The 23,868-nt window shown below is 68.2% G+C and carries 14 protein-coding genes; 5 read left to right on the top strand and 9 right to left on the bottom strand.

Annotated features, from left to right (window positions below; genetic code table 11):
• Window positions 1-52 precede the first annotated feature (52 nt).
• From xdhB to ACSFA7_RS12275, 9 genes are all read right to left on the bottom strand, one after another.
• A complete protein-coding gene (gene xdhB / locus ACSFA7_RS12315; RefSeq protein WP_435499624.1) occupies window positions 53-2,521 on the bottom strand; it encodes a xanthine dehydrogenase molybdopterin binding subunit in 2,469 nt (822 codons plus the stop codon).
• Between the two features lie 2 nt (window positions 2,522-2,523).
• Entirely contained in the window at window positions 2,524-4,119 is a 1,596-nt protein-coding gene (gene xdhA, locus ACSFA7_RS12310; RefSeq protein ID WP_435499623.1) for a xanthine dehydrogenase small subunit, read from the bottom strand.
• Between the two features lie 185 nt (window positions 4,120-4,304).
• Window positions 4,305-5,564, bottom strand: coding sequence for a TCR/Tet family MFS transporter (locus ACSFA7_RS12305; protein ID WP_435499622.1), 1,260 nt, complete (start codon window positions 5,562-5,564; stop codon window positions 4,305-4,307).
• Window positions 5,561-6,526, bottom strand: a complete 966-nt coding sequence (locus tag ACSFA7_RS12300; RefSeq protein WP_435499621.1) for a glycosyltransferase family 2 protein — start codon at window positions 6,524-6,526, stop codon at window positions 5,561-5,563. Before ACSFA7_RS12300 ends, ACSFA7_RS12305 begins: the two co-directional genes overlap by 4 nt.
• A 10-nt stretch (window positions 6,527-6,536) precedes the next feature.
• Entirely contained in the window at window positions 6,537-6,749 is a 213-nt protein-coding gene (locus ACSFA7_RS12295) for an MbtH family protein (RefSeq protein WP_307503226.1), read from the bottom strand.
• A 31-nt stretch (window positions 6,750-6,780) separates the two neighbouring features.
• The gene (locus ACSFA7_RS12290; RefSeq protein WP_435499620.1) at window positions 6,781-8,100 is read right to left on the bottom strand and encodes a glycosyltransferase; all 1,320 of its coding nucleotides are present in this window, start codon (window positions 8,098-8,100) and stop codon (window positions 6,781-6,783) included.
• 11 nt (window positions 8,101-8,111) lie between these two features.
• Complete coding sequence (locus ACSFA7_RS12285; RefSeq protein ID WP_435499619.1) at window positions 8,112-15,587, bottom strand: non-ribosomal peptide synthetase; 7,476 nt, start codon at window positions 15,585-15,587, stop codon at window positions 8,112-8,114.
• Window positions 15,588-15,662: 75 nt separating this feature from the next.
• Complete coding sequence (locus tag ACSFA7_RS12280) at window positions 15,663-15,848, bottom strand: hypothetical protein (protein ID WP_435499618.1); 186 nt, start codon at window positions 15,846-15,848, stop codon at window positions 15,663-15,665.
• Between the two features lie 147 nt (window positions 15,849-15,995).
• Window positions 15,996-16,910 (bottom strand): LysR family transcriptional regulator, encoded by a 915-nt coding sequence (locus ACSFA7_RS12275; protein ID WP_435499617.1) that lies wholly within the window; start codon window positions 16,908-16,910, stop codon window positions 15,996-15,998.
• A gap of 122 nt (window positions 16,911-17,032) precedes the next feature.
• Between ACSFA7_RS12275 and ACSFA7_RS12270 the strand changes: the two genes are divergently transcribed.
• From ACSFA7_RS12270 to ACSFA7_RS12250, 5 genes are all read left to right on the top strand, one after another.
• A complete protein-coding gene (locus ACSFA7_RS12270) occupies window positions 17,033-18,229 on the top strand; it encodes a PQQ-dependent sugar dehydrogenase (protein ID WP_435499616.1) in 1,197 nt (398 codons plus the stop codon).
• A complete protein-coding gene (locus tag ACSFA7_RS12265; RefSeq protein WP_435499615.1) occupies window positions 18,226-18,879 on the top strand; it encodes a c-type cytochrome in 654 nt (217 codons plus the stop codon). Before ACSFA7_RS12270 ends, ACSFA7_RS12265 begins: the two co-directional genes overlap by 4 nt.
• 94 nt (window positions 18,880-18,973) lie before the next feature.
• Window positions 18,974-21,133, top strand: a complete 2,160-nt coding sequence (locus ACSFA7_RS12260; protein ID WP_435499614.1) for a thiamine pyrophosphate-dependent enzyme — start codon at window positions 18,974-18,976, stop codon at window positions 21,131-21,133.
• A gap of 8 nt (window positions 21,134-21,141) precedes the next feature.
• Entirely contained in the window at window positions 21,142-22,758 is a 1,617-nt protein-coding gene (locus ACSFA7_RS12255; protein ID WP_435499613.1) for an indolepyruvate oxidoreductase subunit beta family protein, read from the top strand.
• A 42-nt stretch (window positions 22,759-22,800) separates the two neighbouring features.
• Window positions 22,801-23,799: a Bug family tripartite tricarboxylate transporter substrate binding protein gene (locus ACSFA7_RS12250; RefSeq protein WP_435499612.1), complete on the top strand. Its 999-nt coding sequence runs from the start codon at window positions 22,801-22,803 to the stop codon at window positions 23,797-23,799.
• The last annotated feature ends 69 nt before the right edge of the window (window positions 23,800-23,868 follow it).

The raw sequence follows: 23,868 nt of genomic DNA, 5'->3' as shown, positions 1-23,868 counted from the left end.
GGCGAAACCGGGTGAAGGAGTGGAGCTCGGACCGTGCGAGCACGGCCCGTTTTCATTCGGCCGATACAGCCGGTCCCGCCTGCACGGCGGTGACGGCACGAAGAATCGACTCGCTCGTGGCCGGCGCCTTCAGCGGCGGATCGACCCTGTGGCCGCCGGCCGCCGACACCGCATCGCGGATCGCGAAGAACACCGAGAACGGCAGCAACAGCGGCGGCTCGCCCACGGCCTTGCTGCGGTGGATCGAGTCCTCGAAGTTCTGGCCTTCGAACAGGCGCACGTTGAAGACGGGCGGGCAGTCGTTGGCGGTCGGGATCTTGTAGGTGCTCGGCGCGTGCGTGGTGAGCTTGCCGCTTTGCGGATGCCACACCAGCTCCTCGGTGGTGAGCCAGCCCATGCCCTGGATGAAGGCACCTTCGACCTGGCCGATGTCCACGGCGGGGTTCAGCGACTTGCCCGCGTCGTGCAGGATGTCGGCGCGCAGGAGCTTCCATTCGCCGGTGAGCGTGTCGACGACCACTTCGCTCACCGCCGCGCCATAGGCGTAGTAGTAGAACGGGCGGCCCTGCATCTTGTCCTTGTCCCAGCTCAGGCCCGGCGTGGCGTAGAAGCCATCGGACCAGAGCTGCTTGCGGTCGAGATACGCCTCGCCGACGACGGTACTGAAGGCCAGCGATCGGCCGTTGACTTCGACCTTGTCGTTGGCAAAGTGCACGTCGCTCGCCTTGCCGCCGTGGCGTTCGGCGGCGCTCTCTGCAAGCCGTTCGCGAATCTGCCGCGCCGCATCCTGCGCGGCCTTGCCGTTCAGGTCCGCGCCGGTCGATGCGGCCGTGGCCGAGGTGTTCGCCACCTTGGTCGTGTCTGTCGCGGTGACGCGCACGCGCTCGAAGCTCACGCCCAATTCGTGCGCCACCACCTGCGCCACCTTGGTGTTGAGGCCCTGCCCCATCTCGGTTCCGCCGTGGTTCACGAGGATCGAGCCGTCGGTGTACACATGCACCAGCGCGCCGGCCTGGTTGAAGTGCTTCACGTTGAACGAGATGCCGAACTTGAGCGGTGCCAGTGCCAGGCCGCGCTTGAGCACCGTGCTCTTCTGGTTGAACGCGGCGATGTCTTCGCGCCGCGCGCGGTAGTCGCTGCTGGCCTCCAGCTCGGCCACAAGTTCGTGGACGATGTTGTCGGTCACGGTCTGGCGGTACGGCGTGACGTTGTTCTCCGCCTTGCCGTAGAAGTTGACGCGCCGCACGTCGAGCGGGTCGCGCTTCAGCTCGCGCGCGACAGAATCCATGATGTTCTCGATGGCAATGGCGCCCTGCGGGCCACCGAAGCCGCGGAACGCAGTGTTGCTCTGCGTGTTGGTCTTGCCCGAGAAGCCGTGCATCGCCACGTTGGGCAGCCAGTAGGCGTTGTCGAAGTGGCAGAGCGCGCGCGTCATCACGGGGCCCGAGAGGTCGGCCGAGTGGCCGGCGCGCGAGACCATGGTGATCTCCACGCCGAGGATGCGGCCTTCGTCGTCGTAGCCCACGTCGTACTCGTACCAGAAGCAGTGGCGCCGGCCGGTGATCATGAAGTCGTCGTCGCGGTCCAGGCGCAGCTTCACGGGGCGCTGCAATTGCCGCGCCGCAATGGCGGCCACGCAGGCGAACAACGCCGACTGCGATTCCTTGCCGCCGAAGCCGCCGCCCATGCGCCGGCATTCGACATGCACTTCGTTCGACTGCAGGTGCAGCGCATGCGCCACCAGGTGCTGCATCTCGCTCGGATGCTGCGTGGAGCAGTGGATGTGCAGCGCGCCGCCTTCCTTGGGAATGGCGTAGCTGATCTGGCCTTCGAGGTAGAACTGCTCCTGACCGCCCACGTCGAGCGTGGCCTTGTGGCGATGCGGCGCCTTGGCGATGGCGGCGCGCACGGCCGCCTCGTCGCCCTCGTTGGCGCTGCCGCCGCTGCGCACGATGTGCATCGGCGGCACGACGTACTGGCCGCGTGCATGGGCGTCCTGCGGGGTGATGACAGGCGACTGTGCCTCGATGGTCAGTGCGTCTTTCGCCTTGGCGGCTGCGCGGCGCGCGGCCTCGCGCGTCTCGGCGATCACCGCGAACACGGGCTGGCCGAGGTAGCGGATCTCGCCGCCGTCGTTCACCGGCAGCAGGATCGGGTCGTCGTGAATGATCGAGCCGCAGTCGTTGGTGCCGGGAATGTCGTCGGCCGTGAGCACGGCCACCACGCCGGGCATCGCGCGGATCGCATCGAGCGACAGCGCCGTCACGCGGCCGTTGGCCACGGGCGAGAGGCCGAGCGCGCAATGCAGCGTGCCGGTGATCTCGGGAATGTCGTCGATGTAGGTCGCTTCACCCGCCACATGCAGGTGCGCCGACTCGTGCGGCCGGCTGATGCCGACGCGCGCACCGAGATCGTGCGCCACCGCTTCGGCCGCGGGGTCGATGCGCGCGGCGGTGTTCTTCAGGTAGTCGGCAAAGGCCTCGGCGGGCTGCAGCAGGCGAGCGTCGATGGGTTTGTTCATGGTCAGACTCCTTCCGCTGCTGCCTTGACGGCTGCATGGGGCATCACGCTCCAGACGCTGGTTTCCTCGAGGGAGAGCGCGTCTTCGGTGCGGGTTTCGAGCCAGAGGCGCTGGATCAGGTTCTGTGCCACCTGCAAGCGGTAGTCGGCCGAGGCGCGCATGTCCGACAGCGGCTTGAAGTCCTGCGCCAGCGCGAGCTTGGCGGTGGCAACGCTGGACTGCGTCCAGGGCTTGCCGACGAGTGCGGCTTCCGCGTTCGCCGCGCGCTTCACGGTCGCGGCCATGCCGCCGAATGCCAGGCGCACGGCCTTCACCGTGTCGCTGCCCTCTTCCAGTTCGATCGCGAAGCCGGCGCACAACGCCGAGATGTCGCAGTCGAAGCGCTTGCTGATCTTGTAGGCGCGCACCTGGCGGCGCATGGCGGCCAGCGGAATCGCCAGCCCCTGCACGAACTCGCCGGGCTGCAGCTGGTTCTTCATGTAGTCGATGTAGAAGTCGGGCAGCGGCATGCGGCGCACCACGTCGCCACGGCGCAGTTCGATCTCCGCGTCCAATGACATCAGCACCGGCGGCGAATCGCCGATGGGCGAGCCGTTGGCCACGTTGCCGCCCATGGTGCCGGCATGGCGGATCGGCGGCGAGGCGAAGCGCAGCCACACGTCCTGCAGGCTGGGCACGCGCTGCACGAGCGCTTCGAAGGCGGATTCGAGCGAGGCGCCTGCGCCGATGTAGAGCTCGTCCGCGCGCGTTTCGATCGTCTTCATTTCGGCCACGTCGCCCACATAGATGATGTCGCCCAGGTCGCGGAACTGCTTGTTGACCCAGAGGCCGACGTCGGTGGAGCCGGCCAGCAACTGGGCGCGCGGCTTCTGCTCGCGCAGCGCGGCGAGTTGGGCAATGGTTTTGGGGGCGTGGAAGTGGTCCATGCGGGCGCCGAGCGGCGCCGCATAGTCGAGCCCGTCGTTCTGAAGGGCGGTGAGCGCCGCCACCACCGGCTTCGTGTCGAGCCGCACGCTGGGCAGGTCGAACATGCGCTGGCCCGCATCGAGGATCGGGCGGTAGCCGGTGCAGCGGCAGAGGTTGCCCGAGAGGTCGTCGGCCAGTTGCTGGCGCGTGGGCTGCGTGCCCTCGGCCTGGTGATGCTCGTAGGTGGACCAGAGCGACATCACGAAGCCCGGCGTGCAGAAGCCGCACTGCGAGCCGTGGCAGTCGACCATCGCCTGCTGCACGGGGTGCAGCGTGTGGACAGAATGCTTCTTGTCCTGCAAGGCCGGGGCGGCGCACTGCGCCTTCAGGTCCTCGACCGTGAAGAGCGCTTTGCCGTGCAGCGTAGGGAGAAACTGGATGCAGGCATTGACCGTCTGCAGTTGCAGGCCGCCGACGGCGCCAAGCGCGTTCGCGTCGGTGGCCAACTCGCCGATCACCACCGTGCAGGCGCCGCAGTCACCCTCGTTGCAGCCTTCCTTGGTGCCGGTGCAGTGCGCGTCCTCGCGCAGCCAGTCGAGCACCGAGCGCGTCGGGTGAACGCCGCTCACATCGACGATCTTGCCGCGATGGAAAAAACGGACGGGTTGGATGTTGTTTGGCTCTGTACTCATGCTCTTCGGGCTCGTGGGCGGCTCGGTGTTTCCGGCCAAGCCTGGACGTTAGTCGCTTGGGCCGCAAGCCACATACCGCGGGAGCCATATTGCGTATGTGGGCGCGGGTATGCGACCTAGGGGGAAACCCTGGAGAGAGCGAGCAATTCCCGGGCCATGGGCACCAGTTCGCCCGGAGTGCCGTATCAGGTCGGCTCGGGCACCGCCGCCACTGTCGCCTTTGGCTGTGCGTAGCGCCAAGCGATCAGCGCGCCGATGCCCAGGAACACCGCGGCGATGAAGAAGGGTGCGCCCGGCAGGTGCACCGGCGCGTCCGCGCCAATGAAATAGCCAAAGCTGCCGGCGAACATCGCGGGCCCGACGATGCCTGCCACCGACACCAGGCTTGTCAGCGCGCCCTGGATGCGGCCTTGCTCGGCAGCGCCGACCTGCCGGGTGACCAGCGCCTGCGCCGCCGGCCCGGCGAACGCCAGCAAGGTGCCGAACGGCAGCGCGGCCAGAAGGACCCAGCCGGCATCGGCCAAGCCGTAGATGACGAAGCCGAGCACGCCGAAGCCCATGCCGAACAACAAGGCGCGGCGCTCGCCGAAGCGCTTCACGCCCGGCCCGATCAACAGCGCATTGACCAGCACGCTGAGCACGCCCACCGCGCCGAGCACCCAGCCCACGGCGTCTTCCTTCCAGTGATACCGGTAGTCGGCGAACAGCACGAACACGCTGGGATAGACGTACTGGGCCAGGTTGACGAGGAAGATCACCGCCGCCAGCCCGAACACCTGCGGATAGCGCTTGAGCAGCACCAGCGATCCGACCGGGTTGGCATGCGACCAGTCGAACTGGCGCGCGCGTCGCTCCGGCGGCAGCGATTCGGGCAACACGAACCATCCATAGCAGAAGCTGAGCAGCGTCAGCCCGGCCGCGAACCAGAACGGCAGGCGCGGATCGATGTGGCTCAGTTGCCCGCCGAGCACCGGCCCGAACACCAGGCCCATGCCGAACGCCGCGCCCACGATGCCGTAGCTGCGGGCGCGCTCCTCCGGCAGCGTCACATCGGCAATGTAGGCATTGGCGATGGTGAAGCTGGCCGAGAACACGCCAGACACCACCCGGCCGACGAACAGCCACGGCAAGCTGTCAGCCAGGGCCATGAAAACGAAATCCACGCCCAGCCCCAGGCACGACAACAGGATCACCGGCCGCCGCCCGAAGCGGTCGGACAACGCGCCCTGGATCGGCGAGCTCACGAACTGGATCGCCGCGAACGCGGTGCCGAACACCGCGATCCAGTACGCCGCCGTCGCGGTGCTGCCGCCGGCCAGCCGCTCCACCAGGTGCGGCAAGCCGGGCAGGATCAGGCCGAACGCGAGGAAGTCGATCAGCACCGTCACGAAGATGAAGGCGAGCGCGGCGCGGCGCACGCGCGGTGCTGGAAGGGTGGCGCTCACTCGCTGCGACTCATCAGGTATTTGCCTACGCGGGGATGCGCCTCGATGAGTCCTCCGAGCCGCCCGAACAGGCCATCGAAGCAGCCGAGCACGAGCGCGATGGTCTTCTTCAGCCGATCGCGCTCGAACATCAGCATGGGCAGGATCTGCTTGAGCGTGTAGACGTTGATGAACAGGATCGCGGGAAAGGCGCGCACATGCGCCCGCGAGAGATCGATGGCATTGCGCGCAATGTAGTAGCGCCGCGCCGCCGGATAGTTGATGAAGTGGATCTTCCAGCCGAACAGCGACCGGGCCCGGATATCGCCGATCTGGTGCCGCAGCACGACGTGCGGGTTCAGGTAGAGCGGCACATCGCGGCCCAGGGCGCGCATGCAGTAGTCGGTGTCCACGTGGTCGATCACATAGCGCTCGTCGAACCGGCCGACCTTGGCCCAGGCGCCGCGCGAAATCAAAGAGCCCGAGGAGATCATGAAAGCGCAGCGCATCAACGGTTCGGTGAAAGGCTGCCGCAGGTCGAACTGGTAGACGCGCTTGCCCTGGAGGCCGAATTGCGGGATCAGCGCGTCCAGGTTCGTGTCATGGACGAGCGGGCCGATCAGGAAGGCCGCGTCCTCCCCGCCCTCGCCCTTCCGCTCCCGGGCCACCATCGCAGCCCGGCACATGGCATCGAAGTAGCCCGGCGGCAGCCTGGAATCCTGGTCGAGCAGGAAGAAGAGCTCGGCGCCCCGCGCTTCGAGCTCGACGATGCCGCAATTGAAGGCACCCGCGATGCCGCCGCGGTTGCCGTTGTGCAGCACCGGGACGCCTGCATCGACGAGCGCCGGATGCCAGCCGTCCACCTGCGGCGTGTTGTCGACCACGCAGAGGTGCGGGCATGACCCGGCCAGCGAATGGAGGTTCGCCACTTGCTCGTCGGTCGGGAAATAGGTGACGACGACCGCACCGAACGGGAAAGACATCCTCTCGGCGTCAGCCGGCCGCCGTGGCCGCCACCAGCGAGCGCGGGCGCATGTCCTGCCAGTTCGCCTCGATGTAGGCGCTGCAGGCGTCGCGGTCGGTCGGCGCCAGCGCCACCTGCCAGCCGGCGGGCACGGCGATGAAGGCGGGCCACAGCGAATGCTGGCCCTCGTCGTTCACCAGCACCTGGAAGCTGGCGTTCTTGTCGTCGAACGGGTTGCTCATCTGAGATTTCCTTGTCGTATGAGGTTCAGGTTCAAGCCATTTCCGCGGGTGCGGCGGTTTGCAGCAATGCCTCGAGGGCGTCCGCGATGCCGGTGAGCGCGCGATGGCAAGCGAAGTCTTCGCGCAGCGCCGCCGCGCGCTGGCGGTAGGTGGAGTTGCCCAGCACCTTGCGCACCGCATCGCCGACCTGGCGGGCGGTCGGCTGGCCGGTGGTGAGGTTGATACCCGCGCCCGACCAGGCCACGCGCGCGGCGATCTCGGGCTTTTCTTCGGAGGTGCCGGCGACCACCAGTGACACGCCCAGGCTCAGCGCATGGTTGACCGAGCCGTAGCCGCCGTTGGTGACCATCGCGTGCAGCTTGGGCAACAGCCGGTCGTAAGGCAGGAACGGCACCACGCGGGCGTTGGCGGGCAGGTTCACCGCGAGGGCGGGCGGCACCGGGCCGCCGGTGGTGGCGATGACGAGGATGTTCTTGTCCCCGGCCAGCGCCTGCAGCGTCGGGCCGATCAGTTGCGACGGGTTCTGGTTGGCCAGCGTGCCCTGCGTGACCAGCACGACCGAACGACCGTCGTCCAGCTCGTGCCACCAGTCGGGCGGCGTGAAATCGCGGCTCGCGGGCGAGAGCAGCGGGCCGACGAAGTGCACCGAGGCCGGCAGGTCGCTGCGCGGGTACTCGAACGAAGGCGCGGTGAGCTGCAGGTAGAGGTCGGGCAGCTTCACCATCGCATCGACGAAGAAGTCCGGCAGCGCGGGCAGGCCCGAGCGTGCGAGCAGCGTGTCGAAGTAGCGCTGCACCTCGCCGAACATCGCCTGCTTGAGGTTGGCGTTCATCGCCTTGTTGCGCACCCGCCCTTCCGGCGTGGACGACGGCGGCAGCGCGGTGCCGAAGAAGGCGGTGTCGCAACTGGACAGCGGCAGCGCCGAGATGCCGATGCCGACGATGGCCGGGCGGTCCTCGCGCTCCTTGCCCAGCAGCAGCGGGAAGGTGCCGCAGAACATCGTGTCGACCAGGATGGCGTCGGCCTCGAAGTCCTCCAGGATCGATCGCAGGCCCGCATGCTGCGCGGCCATCGCGTCGGCAAAGAAGTGCTTCAGGCCGAAGCACAGCTGCGCATGCGCCGAGGTGATGCGCTGGCGTTCGGGAAAGCGCTTGTCGAGGTCGCGGTAGTCGAAGTCGATCGCGCGCTCGAACGGCGTGAAGGTCGCGCCAGTCGCCTCGGCCTGCGCCCTGAACTGGCTCGCGGTGTGCACCCGCACCTCGTGCCCCTGTTTCACCAGATGCTGCGCGATAGCCAGCATCGGCAGGACGTGTCCCGGCAAAGCGGTTGCTGCGATCAGATAGCGTGCCATTCGGTTTGCTCCTATGAAGTGGTGGTTTCCAGGGCACGGCGCGCCTTGGTGTCGATGCCCAGGTCGACGAAGTAGCGCTGCAGCAGGTCGCGGTCCACCGGGCGGATCGGCGCGCCGATGGCCTCGAGCTGCGCATGCGTGGCCGCACCGCTCACCTGCGGCGGCGTGGCCGTGGTGTCGTAGCGGTCGAGGATGGCGAGCACGGCGGCGAGGTCTCGGTCCTGCGCGACGGCCAACCGCGCATGCGCGCGCTGCAGCCAGGGCTCCAGGCCCACCGGCTCCAGCCGCATGCCCATGCGCTCGAAGACGTGCGGAATGTCGCGTACCCGCAGCGCCGCCTGGCTCATCAGGTGAAACACCTGGCCCCACGAGGCCTCTTGCGCCGCAAGGCCGAGGATGGCGCGCGCCACGTCGTCCACCGGCGTGAGGTTCAGCGGCAGGTCCATGTCGGGAATCGCTTCCAGGTCGGCATAGAGATGCGCCACGCGCCAGATCAGGTCGTCGGCATTGCAGATCGCGTGCGTGTGGTCGCCGGTGACCGCGCCCAGCCGGTAGATCGCGACCGGCATGCCGCGCGCCTGCGCCTCGCGGGCCAGCGCATCGCCGACCCACTTGCTCTGGCTGTAGCCGTCGACCAGCCCGCTCCACGAGGCCAGCGCCGACTGTTCGGTGATGGTGTCTTCCTGGTTGTTCTGGTCGATCACTGCGAGCGTGGAGACGTAGTGCATGCTCTTCGCGCGGCCCTGCGCCGTCCATTCGAGCAGCGTGACCACGCTGTCGACGTTCGCGGGCTTGAGGCTCGCGTAGGGGTGCAGAAAGTCGACCTGCGCGGCGCAGTGGTAGATGGCATCACAGCCGTCGCGCACCAGTTGCACGGCGGCGTCATCGAGGCCCAGGTTCGGCTTGCCGAGGTCACCGGTGACGACCTTGATGCGCGCGTCGTTCCAGATCGCACCGAGCTGGCGCTCGGCGAGCGTGCGTTTCAGGCGCTGCTCGCCGGCCTGTTCGTCGGGCGCACGCACATGGCAGACCACGCAGGCCGCGGTGTCGCGCAGCAGCGCGGCCAGCAAGTGGCTGCCGACGAAACCGCTGGCACCGGTAAGGAACACGCGCCGCGACGCGAGCTTCGGTGCGGTGGCCTGCGGGCGGATGTGCGCGGGCAGGTCGAGTTCGCGCGACAGGTCCAGCGCCTCGGCCGTGCCGCCTTCGTTGTCGAGCCAGGCGGCCAGGTCGGCGATCGTCGGGCGGTTGTAGACCTCGGCGTGCGGGAAGTCCGCGCGCACCTGCTGGCGAATGCGCATGCCCAGCTGGATGGCCATGAGCGAATGCCCACCGATCTCGAAGAAGTTGTCGTGGATGCCGACGCGCTCCAGGTGCAGCGTCTCGGACCACAGGCCGGCAAGCAGCTTCTCGGTGGGCGTGCGGGGCTCCACATACAGCGCGGCGGGCTGCTGGTCGGGCACCGGCAGCGCCTTCTTGTCGAGCTTGCCGCTTGGCGTGAGCGGTAGCGACGGCAGGCGCACGAAGGCCGAGGGCACCATGTAGTCGGGCAGGGCCTGCGCCATGTGGGCGCGCAGCTCGGTCGGCTGCGGCTCGGAACCGGCGACGAAGTAGGCGACCAGGCGCTTCTCGCCGGGCACGTCCTCGCGGGCAATCACGGCGGCCTGCGTGATCAGCGGGTGCTTGAGCAACACGGATTCGATCTCGCCCGGCTCGATGCGGAAGCCCCGGATCTTCACCTGCTGGTCGGCGCGGCCGAGGAAATCGAGCGTGCCGTCGGCCCGCCAGCGTGCGAGGTCGCCGCTGCGGTACATGCGGCTGCCGGGCGCGCCGTGCGGGTCGGCGATGAAGCGTTCCGCGCTCAACGCAGGACGGTTGAGGTAGCCCCGCGCGACGCCGCTGCCGGCGATGTAGAGCTCGCCCGCGACACCCGGCGGCACCGCTTGCAGGGCGCTGTCGAGCACATACATCCGCGTGTTCCAGATCGGCTGGCCGATGGAAGGCAGCTCTTCGGCGGTCATCGGTGCGCTCATGCTCGCGCAGATGGTGATCTCGGTCGGGCCGTAGGCGTTGATCATGCGGCGGCCTTGCGACCACTTCGCCGCCAGCGCGGCGGTGCAGGCATCGCCGCCGACCACCAGCGTCCGCAGGTGCGGGAACTCGCCGTGCGGCAGGGTCGCGAGCGCGGCGGGCGGAATCAGCGCGTGGCTCACGGCCTGCTGCTCGAGCAGGTCGGCCAGCTCCGTGCCGAGCAGTTGCTCTGGCCCCGGCACCACCAGCGCGGCGCCGGCGCCAAAGGCCATCAGCTGGTCCATCACGGACGCGTCGAAACCGCTGGAGGAGAACTGCAGCACGCGCGAGTCGTGGTCGATGACGAGCCGCTCCGCCATCGCCGTGCCGAGGCTGCTCAGGCCCGCATGCGGCACCACCACGCCCTTGGGCACGCCGGTGGAGCCGGAGGTGTAGATGATGTAGGCGGCATCGCCGGGCGCGGCTGTTTGCGCAAGCGGCTCATCCGACTGGATGGCCAGTGCGGCGACCATGCTGTCGCTGTCGAGCGCGATGCAGCGGGGAACGCCGGCCAGCTCGGGCAACAGCGCGTCGTGCGTCAGCACCGCGGCGGGTGCGGCCTCCTCGAACACGAAGGCGCTGCGCGCGGCCATGTGGTTGGGGTCGATGGGCAGGTAGGCCGCGCCGGCCTTCACGATGGACAGGTGCGCCACGATGAGATCGAGCGAACGCGGCAGCACTGTCGCAACGATGGAGCCACAGCCAATGCCCTGTGCGCGCAGCAGGTGCGAGAGCCGATTGGCGCGTGCATCGAGTTCGGCATAGCTTACGGTCGCGTCATCGAGCACCACTGCATCTGCATGCGGGCGCTCCGCGGCGTGCGCCTCCACCATCGCAGCGAACGAGAGCGGAGCGAGGTCGCGCGTGTGGCCGCTCCAGTCGGACAGCAGGCGGTCGGTTTCTTCCGCGCTCAGGATGGCGAGGCCACTCACCGCATCGTCGGGCGCCTCGCAGGCCTCTTCCAGCAAACGCACCAGCCGCGCGCCCATGGCTTCGACGGTGCTGCGCTCGAACAGGTCGGTGCTGTACTGGATGCCGCCGGAGATGCCGCCCGGCAGGCCATCGGCGCCGCGCTGCTCGCCGAGGATGAACGACAGGTCGAACTTCGCGGTGTCGATGGCCACCGGCTGCGGCGTGATCGACAGGCCCGGCAGGCTGAACGACAGGCGGCTCGTGCCCTGGAAGCCCAGCATCACCTGGAACAGCGGCAGGTTGGCGCGCGAGCGGCCCGGACGCAGCAGCTCCACGAGGCGGTCGTACGGGAACTCCTGGTTCGCATAGGCCGCGAGGTTGGTGGCGCGCACGCGCGAGACCAGCTCGCGCAGGCTCGGCTGGCCCGAGGTGTCGGTGCGCAGCACCAGCGTGTTGACGAAGCAGCCGATGAGCTCGTCCAGCGCATGGTCGCTGCGCCCGGCGACCGGACTGCCGATGACGATGTCGTCGCCCGCGCCGAGGCGGCTCAGGAGGCCTGCAAGCGCCGCCTGCAACACCATGAAGACGCTGGCCTGTCCATCGCGCGCCAGTTGCAGGATGCGTTCATGCACATGCGACGGAATCTGCAGCGGGACCACGTCGCCGCGGTAGGTAGGCACGAGCGGCCGTGCGTGGTCGACGGGCAGGGCCAGTTGCTCGGGCAGGTCGCTCAGCGAAGAACGCCAGAACTCGCGCTGGCGGCCGGCCATGCTCTCGGCATCGTCTTCGCTGCCGAGCAGCTCCTGCTGCCACAGCGCGTAGTCGGCGTATTGCAGCGGCAGCGGCTCCCAGCCCGGCGCCTTGCCTTCGCAGCGCGCCGCGTAGGCCACGCTGATGTCGCGCGCCAGCGGCAGCAGCGAAGCGCCGTCGCCGGCGATGTGGTGCGTGAGCAGCAGCAGCACGTGTTCGTCGGCGGCCAGCTTGAACAGGTAGACGCGCAAGGGCGCCGCGCTGCCGAGATCGAAGGCATGGCCCGCAGCGGCATGAAGCTGCGCGGCGATTTCTTCTTCGCTGCTGTCGGCCTCGGTCACCGCCGGTCGCGCATCCACGCCGTTCAGGATGTGCTGGTACGGCAGCCCGTCTTCGTTCGGGTAGACCGTGCGCAGGCTTTCATGGCGCTGCACCAGGTCGCCGAGCGCCGCATGCAGCGCGGCGCGGTCGAGCACCCCCGACAGGCGCAAGGCCAGCGGCATGTTGTAGGCCGGGTTCGCGCCTTCGAGCTGGTTCATCAGCCACAGGCGGCGCTGCGCGAAGGACAGCGGAATGCGCGCGGGGCGCGGCATCGGCACGAGGCTCGGGCGCGCGACCGACTCCTGGTCGAGCAGCTCGGCGAGGCCCGCAATGGTGGAGACCTGGAACAGCGTGTCGACCGGCAGGTCGATCATGAACTGCTGCCGGATCATCGACATCAGTTGCACGATCATCAGCGAGTGCCCGCCGAGTTCGAAGAAGTTGTCGTTGACGCCGACGCGCGGCAGGTGCAGCGTCTCCGCCCAAAGGCCGGCAAGGATCTTCTCGGTCGGCGTGCGCGGCGCGGCGTATGGCGTGGCGGCCTGCACCTCGGGCGGTGGCAATGCCTTGCGGTCGAGCTTGCCGCTCGGGCCGAGCGGCAGCGACGGGAGGCTGACGAAGGCCGACGGAACCATGTACTCGGGCAGCGATTGCGCGAGATGCGTGCGCAATTCGGCCGCTTGCGGATCGGCAGCGTCCGTCGCAACAACGTAGGCCACGAGACGCTTTTCGCCCGGTACGTCTTCGCGCGCCATCACGGCAGCCTGCGCGACTTGCGGGTGCTGCAGCAGCGCCGATTCGATCTCACCCGGCTCGATGCGCAGGCCGCGGATCTTCACCTGCTGGTCGGCGCGGCCGAGGTAGTCGAGGCTGCCGTCCTTGCGCCAGCGCGCGAGGTCGCCGGTGCGGTACATGCGGTTGCCAGGTGCGCCGTAGGGGTTGGCGATGAAACGCTCGGCACTCAGCAACGGGCGCTTGAGGTAGCCGCGTGCGAGGCCGACGCCCGCGATGTACAGCTCGCCGGTCACGCCGGCCGGCACGGGCTGCATGCCGCTGTCGAGCACGTGCATCTGGGTGTTCCATATCGGGCGGCCGATGGGAACGCTCGAGGCTTCTGCGTCGTCCATGCGTTCGCACTCCCACGAGGTGACATCGACCGCGGCCTCGGTCGGACCGTAGAGGTTGTGCAGCTCGCACGAGAGGCGCTGCTGGAACTGCGATTGCAGCGCGGGCGACAAGGCCTCGCCGCTGCAGATCACGCGCCGCAGCGTGGTGCATGCGCCAGCCGTGGGTTCGAGCAGGAAGACCTCGAGCATCGACGGCACGAAGTGGATCGTGGTGATGCCCTCCTCCGCGATCAGCCCCGTGAGATAGGCCGCATCCTTGTGGCCGCCGGGTTTCGCAAGCACCAGCGTGGCACCGTCGATCAACGGCCAGAAGAATTCCCACACCGACACGTCGAAGCTCGAGGGCGTCTTCTGCAGCACGCGGTCGTCGGCCTGGAGGCCGTAGCGGTCTTGCATCCAGCGCAGGCGGTTGACGATGGCGCGGTGCGACACGATCGCGCCCTTGGGCATGCCGGTCGAGCCCGAGGTGTAGATCACATAGGCCGGATGCGAAGGGTCGATCGCGATGTCGGGGTTGGTGTCGGCGCAACTCGCCAGATCCGCAATCGTTTGCGCCACATCGAGCAGCAATGTGGGGGCAGCTTTCGGCAGCGATTCCGCGAGGGCTTCGTTCGTGACGAGGCATACCGGTTGTGCATCGCCGAGCATGAAGGCGATGCGGTCCTGCGGGAAGTCCGGGTCGACCGGCAGGTAGGCCGCACCGGTCTTCAGCGTGGCGAGCAAGGCGACCATCAGCTCCATCGAACGCGGGATCGCGAGCGCCACGGTGCGCTCCGGGCCGGCGCCGCGTGCGCGCAGCAGGTGCGCGAGACGGTTGGCGCGGCGGTTCAGTTCTTCGTTGCTCATCGCCTCGCTGTCGAAGCGCAGTGCGATGGCTTGAGGGTTGACGGCGAGCTGCGCTTCGATCAGCGCGGTGAGGTGGGTGTCGGGCACCGCGTGGGCCGTGTCGTTCCACTCGACCAGCAATTGCTGGCGCTCTTCGGCACCGAGCAGGTCGATCTGGCCGACGGCCTGCAACGGCAGCCGGATCACGGCGTCGATGAAAGCGAGCAGCCGGCGCTGGTGATCGGCCAGGTCCTCCGCGGTGTGCACCGCGGGGTTGGCATCGAAGTCGATCTGCAGGTCCTGCCCGTTGCCGCGCTCGTACAGGAAGATGCCGAGATCCTCGGCCGTGCCGTTCGAGAGGTTGCGCGGCTTGGCTGCATGGCCTGCAAAGCGGAAGTCGTAGTCGAAGGGCTCGACGTTGACCACGGTGGTGAAGAGCTGCCGGTTGTTCACCAGCATGTTGAGGTCGCTGCGCAGGTGCTCGTAGCGGTACGACTGGTGCCGCAGGATCTGCCGCATCTGCCGGCCGACTTCGCGGATCAGCTCCGGAATCGGCAGGTCCGCGCGCATCGCGAGGCGCAGCGGCAGCGCGTTGGCCACCATCGCGGGCACGCGGCGCATGCGGTCGTTGTGGCGCGCAGTGACGGGGATGCCGATCGCCATGTCCTCGATGCCCGTTGCGCGGTACAGGTAGGCCGCGGTGGTGGCGATGAGGATTTGCGGCAGCGTGGTGCCGAGCTCCTGCGCAATGGTCTGCAGGGCCTGCACGCTGGCCGCCGGCAGGTGCACCGTCTGGCGCAAGAGGCCGCCGACGTTGACCGAGCGGTGCGAGGCGAGGCTCAACGGATCGGGTGCGTCGGCGAAGCGCTCGGTCCAGTACTGGCGGTCGCGCGGGAAGCGGCCGGACTCGCGGTAGGCATGTTCTTCTTCGGCCAGCTGCGAGATCGGTGCAAGGCGCGAGTCTTCGGGCACCGCTGCGTTGTTGTCGACCATTGCGGTGTAGATGTCGGCGAAGCGGCGTGCGATGAGGCCGCCGCTGAAGCCGTCGAGCGCGATGTGGTGGCTGCGGTGGTACCAGATGTGGCGATCGGGCGCGAGGCGGATCAGCGCGGACAGCCACAGCTGCCCGTGCGCAAGGTCGATGCTGCGGGTGTAGTCCGCATGCATCCAGCGCTCGGCCTCGGCCTGCGGATCGCTCTCGCCGCTGAGGTCGAGGTAGGGAATCTCGCCGATGAAAACGGGTGCGACGACCTGTCGCGGCCCCTGCGGGGTATCGACGAAGCTCAGGCGCGTGGCCTCGACTTCATCGACCACCTGTCGCATGGCCGCCAGGAAGATCGCGGGGTCGATCTCGCCTGCGATGTCGATGGCTTCGGCGAGATTGAAATTGGTGTCGGGCGACGCGAACCTTGCGCCGAGCCACATCGCCATCTGCCCCGAGGTGAGGGGGGCCGTGCGGCCCAGCTGATCGACGGTACTCATGCACTTCTCCAGGTCTTGAGTGAAATTGGCAACGATGCATGTGCGCGTGAAATGGACGCGTCGTGCACCTGCCGCTCAAGGAGAAATGCCGGTGCTCCGCGGTAACAATCCGTTCACATTGCCAGTCCACTGTACAAGTGGTTGCAACACTTTCAATGACGGTTTTTGGGGAGAAAACATTTCACGAGCGTCTTTGAGCGCGAAAGATTTCATCCCGAAGTTGCGACCTGAATCGCGGCATTCGGAATCGAAGGCTTTCATCGTATTTCGCGTGTCATGCACCCCAAAAGAATGTTGCGATGCAGCAACTTGGTGGGGAAGTTGTAGGGGCATCCTCGGCGTGCTATTCGCGAAGTCGCGCACCCGCACATCACGCGTGCGCGTACTTTGGTTATCGAGCGCGCCGCGTCAGCCGCGCTCGGAGAACAACGCCGTGATCACCTGCCGCAACCAGCGATTGGCCGGATCGCCCTCGAAGCGTTTGCTCCAGTGCAGCGACACGCTGAAGTCGCGCAGCGGAAACGGCGGCTCGACGATCGCGTAGCCGCCCTCCTCCGCAAAGCCGCGCGCGATGTTGCGCGGCATCACCACCGCGAGATCGGTGGCGCGCACGATGGCCGGCAGCACCATGAAGTGCTCGGTCGTGAGGCGCAGGCGGTCTTCGAGGTTGAGCAGTTGCAGGATGCGCAGCGTGTCGGCGTGCGTGCGCACCGCCACGTAGTCGAGCTCTTGCAGTGCCTCGAGCAGCGCCTGCCCCTTGCGCCGCCGCTTCACGAAGGGATGGCCCTTGCGCAGCAGCACGATGTAGCGGTCTTTCAGGAGATGTATGCGCTGCGTGTCGCGCACGTTCGACAAGAAGCCGAAGGCGAAATCGATGCGGCCGCTGTCGAGCGCGGGGGCGACCTCCGCCGGCTGCAGCGGCAGGGTCTCCAGCCGCACGCCGGGCGCCAGCTCGCCCAGCCGCGCCATCAGCGCGGGCAGGAAGCGCCCCTCGCCGATGTCGCTCATGTGAATACGAAAGCTCTTGCGCGACACCTGCGGCTCGAAGCGGTCGGGCTCGTGCAGCGCCGCTTCGATCGTGCCGAGCGCCGCCTGCACCGCCACCGCGAGCCGGTCGGCGCGCGGCGTGGGCGCCACGCCGCCGGGGGCACGCGTGAAGAGCGCGTCTTTCAGCAGCAGCCGCAGCCGTCCCAGTCCGTGGCTTGCCGCGGGCTGCGTGAGGCCCAGCGACTCCGCGGCGCGGCTCACGCTGCGCTCGCGGTAGACCGCATCGAACAGGCGCAGCAGGTTGAGGTCGACCGAGTCGATATGCATGCCATTCATATTACTTAGCTTGATTATTTTATTGAAGGCAAACCTTGCGGCACGCACACTGGCGAGCGGTTTTCAGCCGACCTCCCAGTCGGCCCGTTGGAACACCCCACGAAAAAAGAAGGAGACACGACATGGCCAGACTCCGTCTGCATGCGGCCCTCGCCGCCCTGCTCTTCGCATCCGCCGCCACATGGGCCCAGCAGCCGCCCGCCGAGGAGCCGGGCTGGGCCAAGGGCCGGCCGAAGAACGAAGCGGCCACGCGCCTGGCGCCGGTGCCCTCCTTCCCGATTCCCACCGCGCCCGACCAGTTGCCCACCGCCAAGTTCAAGCTGCCGCCGGGCTTCAAGGTCGAGACCTGGGCCTCGGGGGTGCTCGATGCGCGCGAGTTGCGCCAAGGCGCCAAGGGCACGGTCTTCGTGAGCACGCTGTTCGTGGGCAACAAGGTCTATGCCATTGCCGAGAAGGGCGACCGCAAGCCAAAGACCATCATCGACAAGACCGAATTCGCCACCGGCATCGAGTTCTACAAGGGCGCGCTGTTCCTGGCCACACACAAGCAGATCGTGCGTTACGACGGCATCGAGGACAAGCTGGACAACCCCGGCACGCCCGTGGTGCTCAACGACAAGCTGCCCGGCGGCCAAGACCACAGCTGGCGGTACCTGCGCATGCACAACGACAAGCTCTACTACGCGGTCGGCGCGCCCTGCAACCTCTGCGAGCCCGACGATGCGCATGCGCGCATCTTCCGCATGAACCCCGACGGCAGCGGCATCGAGACGGTGGCGCGCGGCGTGCGCAACACGGTGGGCTTCGACTTCGACCCGAAGACCGGCAACCTCTGGTTCACCGACAACGGCCGCGACTGGCTCAGCGAAGACCTGCCCAACGACGAGCTCAACGTGGTGACCAAGCCCGACCAGCACTTCGGCTACCCGTACTGCCACCAGGGCAACATCCTCGATTCGGAATTCGGCTGGGGCAAGCGCTGCGACGACTACCAGAAGCCCGCGGCCCTGCTCGGCCCGCACGCCGCGGCGCTGGGCTTGACTTTCTACAACGGCAAGAGTTTCCCGGCCAAGTACCGCGGCGCGATGTTCATCGCGCGCCACGGCCCGTGGAACCGCACCACCAAGTACGCCGACATCGCAGTCGCCTGGCCCGACGGCAAGGGCGGCGCGAAGGTCGAGCCCTTCATGACCGGCTTCGTCGAGAACAACACCTACCTCGGCCGGCCGGTGGACTTCCTCGTGCTGAAGGATGGTTCGATGCTCGTGAGCGACGACCACGCCGGTGCGATCTACCGCATCAGCTACGGCGGCAAATGAAGAGAGCTGGCGTCATTGCGAAAGCGATAGCAGCAGGCTTCATGGCGGTGGCGCTGTCATCGGCGGTTGCGCAGGGCACGAAGCCTGCTCCATCGGCTCAGCCCAGCTATGCGCAGCGCTACGCATCCCTGTGCGCCTCGTGCCACGGCGCGAACGGCCGCAGCGACATGGCGGGCACGCCGGTGCTCGCGGGTCAGCATTCGTTCTATGCGATCACGCAGCTCTTTCTCTTCAGAGAAGGCCGGCGCGACAACCCGGCAATGACCGCAGTGGCCAAGACCATGACCGACGCCGACCTGCGCGGCTTCTCGGACTACATCGCCACGCTGCCCGCGGTGCCTGCACCGCCGGCCGCCGCACCACCCGATGCCGCGCGCATGACGCGCGGCCAGGCCTTGGCGCAAGAACATCGCTGCGTGATCTGCCACGGCGCCGACCTGAGCGGCGGCCAGCAGGTGCCGCGCATCGGCCAGCAGCATGAAGACTACCTGCAGCTCACGCTGCACGGCTTTCGCACGGGCAAGCGCCCGGGCTACACGCAGGCCATGGGCGAGGCGGTGAGCCGCATCGCGCCGGAGGACCTGGACACGCTCGCCTACTACGTGGCGCGCTTTCCCGCCGCGCCCGCGAAGCCTCCACCACCGAAGTAACACCGCCGTACGACATCTGCGAATGCGCGATGCGGAGCGCAGCGCGCCGCGTACCCGTCGCATCCCCAAACCATCAACATCGGAGCCGAATCTCTTGGAAGTCTCATTCAGCAAGGAAGTGGAAATGCTGCGTCTAGGCGCAGGCGACACCTTTCACGGCGAGGGCATCCTCGCCATCACCAAGGGCCTCCTGCAGTCGGGCGTGGCCTACGTGGGCGGCTACCAGGGTGCGCCCGTGTCGCACCTGCTCGACGTGATGGTCCAGGGCAAGGCCTACATGGACGAGCTGGGCGTGCACGTCGAGGCGTGCTCGAACGAGGCCTCGGCCGCGGCGATGCTCGGCGCTTCCATCCACTATCCGCTGCGCGGCGCTGTCACCTGGAAATCCATCGTCGGCACCAACGTGGCGGCCGATGCGCTGTCGAACCTCTCCTCGCCGGGCGTGACCGGCGGCGTGCTGATCGTGGTGGGCGAGGACTACGGCGAAGGCGCGAGCGTGATCCAGGAGCGCACGCATGCCTATGCGCTCAAGTCGAGCATGTGCCTGCTCGATCCGCGGCCCGACCTCGGCGTGATGGTGCGCATGGTCGAAGAAGGCTTTCGCCTTTCCGAGACCTCGAACATGCCGTGCCTCATGGAACTGCGCATCCGCACCTGCCACGTGCGCGGCAGCTTCGAGTGCAAGGACAACGTCGCGCCCGCGGTCTCCACGCGCGCACTGATGACCGAGCCCGCGGGCTTCGACTACATGCGCCTCGCGCACCCGCCCGTCACTTTCCGCCACGAGAAGCTCAAGGGCGACGAGCGCATTCCGGCGGCGCGGCGCTACATCGTCGAACACGGGCTCAACGAGCTGATGCCCGGCCACCGGCATGCAGACCTGGGCATCGTGGTGCAGGGCGGGCTCTACAACGCGCTGATCCGCAGCCTGCAGCAGCAAGGCCTGGCCGATGCGTTCGGCGAGACCGACATCCCGATCCTCGTGCTCAACGTGACCTACCCGCTGGTGCCCGAGCAGGTGGCTGACTTCTGCGTGGGCAAGCGCGCGGTGCTGGTGGTGGAAGAAGGCCAGCCCGAGTACATCGAGCAGGACATCGCCACGCTCCTGCGCCGGCGCGACATCCAGACGCCGCTGCACGGCAAGGACGTGCTGCCCGCGGCCGGCGAGTACGGCGTCGAGGTGCTGTCGGGCGGTATCGGCACCTTCGCCGCAAAGTACATCGAGGCCGGCGAAGCGTTGTCGTCCGCACAGGCGTGGCTCGCGGGCAACCGTGAGCGCCGCGAGGCCGTCGCGCGCCAGCTCTCCGCGCCGCTGCCCAACCGCCCGCCGAGCTTCTGCATCGGCTGCCCCGAGCGCCCGGTGTTCTCCGCGCTCAAGCTCGCGCAACAGGAAACCGGCCCAGTGCACATCGCCGCGGACATCGGCTGCCACGCCTTCGGCACCTTCGAGCCGTTCTCGATGGGCCACTCGATCCTCGGCTACGGCATGAGCCTCGCGAGCCGCGCGGGTGTCGCGCCGATGATGAACCGCCGCACGCTGTCGATCATGGGCGACGGCGGCTTCTGGCACAACGGCCTGCTCACCGGCGTGCAGAGCGCGCTCTTCAACGACGACGATGCGGTGCTGCTGATCTTCAAGAACGGCTACACCTCGGCCACCGGCACGCAGGACATCATCTCCACGCCCGACGACGAAACCAAGGAGCGCGCCGTCGACAAGCAGCAGAGCCTGGTCGACAAGAACCAGACCATCGAGGCCACGCTCACCGGCCTGGGCGTGAAGTGGATGCGCACCGTGACCACCTACGATGTGGAGCGCATGCGCAAGACGCTGACCGAAGCGCTCACCAGCGACTTCAACGGCCTGAAGGTGGTGATCGCCGAGGGCGAGTGCCAGCTCGAGCGGCAGCGCCGCATCAAGCCGTGGATCGCCGGCCTGCTGAAGAAAGGCGAACGCGTGGTGCGTGTGAAGTACGGCGTCGATGAAGACGTGTGCAACGGCGACCATGCGTGCATCCGCCTCTCGGGCTGCCCGACGCTCACGCTCAAGGACAACCCCGATCCGCTGAAGATCGACCCGGTCGCCACCGTGATCGACGGCTGCGTGGGCTGCGGCCTCTGCGGCGCGAACGCGCACGCAGCCACGCTGTGCCCGAGCTTCTACCGCGCCGAGGTGGTGCAGAACCCGAAGTGGCACGAGCGCATCGTGCATTCGCTGCGCGGCGCGGTCGTTCGCGCACTGCAACCCGCATGAGCCGCTCCATGGAACAGAACCGTCCCACCACCCTCCTCGTCTGCGCCCTCGGCGGCGAAGGCGGCGGCGTGCTCACCGAATGGCTGGTGGACATCGCCCGCCATGCCGGCTACGCCGCGCAGAGCACCTCGATTCCCGGCGTCGCGCAACGCACCGGCGCCACCACGTACTACATCGAGGTGTTCCCCGTGCCGCTCGCGCAACTGGGCGGCAGGCGCCCGGTGTTCAGCCTGAGCCCGGTGCCGGGCGCGCTCGATGCGATCGTCTCTTCGGAACTGCTCGAGACCGCGCGGCAGATCGGCAACGGCATGAGCGCACCGCTGCGCACGCTGGTCATCAGCTCGTCAGCGCGCATCTTCACCACCGCCGAGCGCATGGAGCCCGGCGACGGGCGCGCCGATGCGCAGCGTCTGGTCGACGTGGTGAAAGCCTTCAGCCGCGAGCACCACGTGTTCGATATGAACGCCATCGCGCGCGACACCGGCACCGTGGTCAGCGCGGTGATGCTCGGCGCCATCGCGGGCAGCGGCCTGTTCCCGTTCCCGCGCGACGCCTACGAGCGTGTGGTGCGCGGCGGCGACACGAGCGCGCCCGAGAAGCTCGGCAAGATGGCCGCCGCCAGCCTGCGAGGCTTCGCGGCCGCCTTCGACGCCGTCAGTGCGCCGCGCACGCAGGCCGCCTTCGTGAACAGCGTGATGGCCGGCGACTCCGCCGATGCGCCGCCACCGGCACGCGCGCTGCCCGATGAACTGGCACGGCGCTTTCCGCCCGCCGTGCACGACATACTCACGCTCGGCCACGCTCGCGTGCTCGACTACCAGGACGCCGCCTACGCGACGCTGTACGCCGAGCGCCTGGGCAAGGTTCTCGATGCCGAGCGCGCGGCCGATCCCGCTGGCGCACACGGCTTCGCCATCACCCGCGAGGCCGCGCGCTGGCTCGCGCTGTGGATGGCCTTCGACGACATCGTGCGCGTGGCCGCGCTCAAGGGCCGCGCGAGCCGCGCGCAGCGCGTGCGGCAGGAAGTGCGCGCCACCGACGAAGACATCGTGAAGGTCTACGACCACTTCAAGCCCGGTGCCGCCGAGTTCGCCGCGCTGTTGCCGCCCGCGCTGTCGCGCCGCGTGACCGCGTGGGACCGCGGCCGGCAGGCGCGCGGCCGGGAGCCCTGGGCGTTGCCGCTCAAGGTAGGCAGTCACTCGGTCTTCGGCATGGCGTCGCTGCGGCTCCTGTCGTCGCTGAAGTGGCTGCGCCGCCGCGGCAGCCGCTTCGCCGAGGAACAAGCGCTGATCGAACGCTGGCTTGCGGCCGTTGAAGCCGGCACGCGCGACAGCTGGGCGCTGGGCCACGAGCTTGCGCTGTGCGGCCGGCTCATCAAGGGCTATGGCAGCACCAACGAGCGCGGCAAACACAACCTGCTGCATGTGATCGACGCACTCGCCGCGAATCCGGCGCTGCCTGTGCCGGCTCGCGCGGAAGCGATTGCCGCGGCGCGCGAGGCAGCGCTGGCCGACGAGGGCGGCAAGGCGCTCGATGCAGCGCTGGTGCGCCATGGCGCCGCACCGCGGCCGGTGGTAGCGCAGCCCGTTCGCTGGATGAAACGGCCGCCCCCCAAGGCCGCTTGACCCCCGGCTCACGAATCCATAACGACATCAGAGACAACCGCCATGACATCAACGCCATTCCCCTTCAGACGCCGGTTGGCGCTCGCAACCGCCGCCGCAGCGCTGCTGGTCTGCGTGCACGTGCAGGCCAACACGGGCCCCAGCGCCTGGCCCACCAAGCCGATCAAGATCATCGTCAACTTCCCGCCCGGCGGCGCGGCCGACCAGATCGCGCGCGCCATCTCGCAGCCGTTGCAGGAAGCGCTGAAACAACCGGTGGTGATCGAGAACCGCGCCGGTGCCAACGGCAACGTCGGCGGCGAGGCGGTAGCGCGCGCACCGGCCGACGGCTACACGCTCTTGATGAGTTCGGGCGGCATGGTGTCGGTCAACCCGCACCTCTACGCGCGCATGAGCTTCGACCCGGCCAAGGACCTCGTGCCGGTGGCCGCCGCCGCGCGGGTGCTGGTGTTCCTGGTGACCAAGCCTTCGCTGCCGCCTTCGAACGTGCAGGAGTTCATCGCCTACGCCAAGGCCAACCCCGGAAAACTCTCGTACGGCTCGCCGGGCAACGGCAGTTCGCCGCACCTGGCGGGCGAGATGTTCAAGAGCCAGGCCGGGCTCTTCGCTCTGCACGTGCCGTACCGGGGTGCGGCTCCCGCGCTTCAGGACCTGCTCGCGGGCCAGGTCGACTACAGCTTCGATCCCGGCATCGCGCTGCAGCAGGTACGCGCGGGCAAGCTGCGGCTGCTCGCGGTCGGCAGCCCGCGGCGCTCGCCGCTTTTCCCGGAGGTGCCCACGCTCGACGAGGCGGGCCTGCGCGGCTTCGATGCCGACACGGTGTTCGGCTTCTATGCTCCCGCCGGCACGCCGCCGGAAGTGGTGGCGCAGCTCAACGCGCAGATCAATCGCGCGCTCGCGCTGCCGGCGGTGAAGGAGCGCATCGCGTCGCTCGGCGGCGAGGCGGTGCCCGGCTCGCCGGCCGACTTCCAGCAGCGCGCCGCCGCCGATTCGCAGCGCTTCGGTGCGTTGATTCGCGAAAGGAAGATCGCCGCCGACTGACCCTGCCATCGCATCCCAGGCTGCTCCCTCGTTGCCGGCATCGGCGCTCCAGAAGATTCACAACACAGA

This window comes from Variovorax trehalosi (assembly GCF_051216415.1).
Classification (GTDB): domain Bacteria; phylum Pseudomonadota; class Gammaproteobacteria; order Burkholderiales; family Burkholderiaceae_C; genus Variovorax.
Note: the sequence above shows the minus strand (reverse complement) of the source record. Positions and strands in the feature narration are given on the sequence as shown.

Bases quoted from the DNA above. Each gene is read 5' to 3' on its own strand.
- xdhB (WP_435499624.1), bottom strand. From the start codon at position 2,521: ATGAACAAACCCATCGACGCTCGCCTGCTGCAGCCCGCCGAGGCCTTT.
- xdhA (WP_435499623.1), bottom strand. From the start codon at position 4,119: ATGAGTACAGAGCCAAACAACATCCAACCCGTCCGTTTTTTCCATCGC.
- ACSFA7_RS12300 (WP_435499621.1), bottom strand. From the start codon at position 6,526: ATGTCTTTCCCGTTCGGTGCGGTCGTCGTCACCTATTTCCCGACCGAC.
- ACSFA7_RS12295 (WP_307503226.1), bottom strand. From the start codon at position 6,749: ATGAGCAACCCGTTCGACGACAAGAACGCCAGCTTCCAGGTGCTGGTG.
- ACSFA7_RS12290 (WP_435499620.1), bottom strand. From the start codon at position 8,100: ATGGCACGCTATCTGATCGCAGCAACCGCTTTGCCGGGACACGTCCTG.
- ACSFA7_RS12285 (WP_435499619.1), bottom strand. From the start codon at position 15,587: ATGAGTACCGTCGATCAGCTGGGCCGCACGGCCCCCCTCACCTCGGGG.
- ACSFA7_RS12280 (WP_435499618.1), bottom strand. From the start codon at position 15,848: ATGAAAGCCTTCGATTCCGAATGCCGCGATTCAGGTCGCAACTTCGGG.
- ACSFA7_RS12275 (WP_435499617.1), bottom strand. From the start codon at position 16,910: ATGAATGGCATGCATATCGACTCGGTCGACCTCAACCTGCTGCGCCTG.
- ACSFA7_RS12270 (WP_435499616.1), top strand. From the start codon at position 17,033: ATGGCCAGACTCCGTCTGCATGCGGCCCTCGCCGCCCTGCTCTTCGCA.
- ACSFA7_RS12265 (WP_435499615.1), top strand. From the start codon at position 18,226: ATGAAGAGAGCTGGCGTCATTGCGAAAGCGATAGCAGCAGGCTTCATG.
- ACSFA7_RS12255 (WP_435499613.1), top strand. From the start codon at position 21,142: ATGGAACAGAACCGTCCCACCACCCTCCTCGTCTGCGCCCTCGGCGGC.
- ACSFA7_RS12250 (WP_435499612.1), top strand. From the start codon at position 22,801: ATGACATCAACGCCATTCCCCTTCAGACGCCGGTTGGCGCTCGCAACC.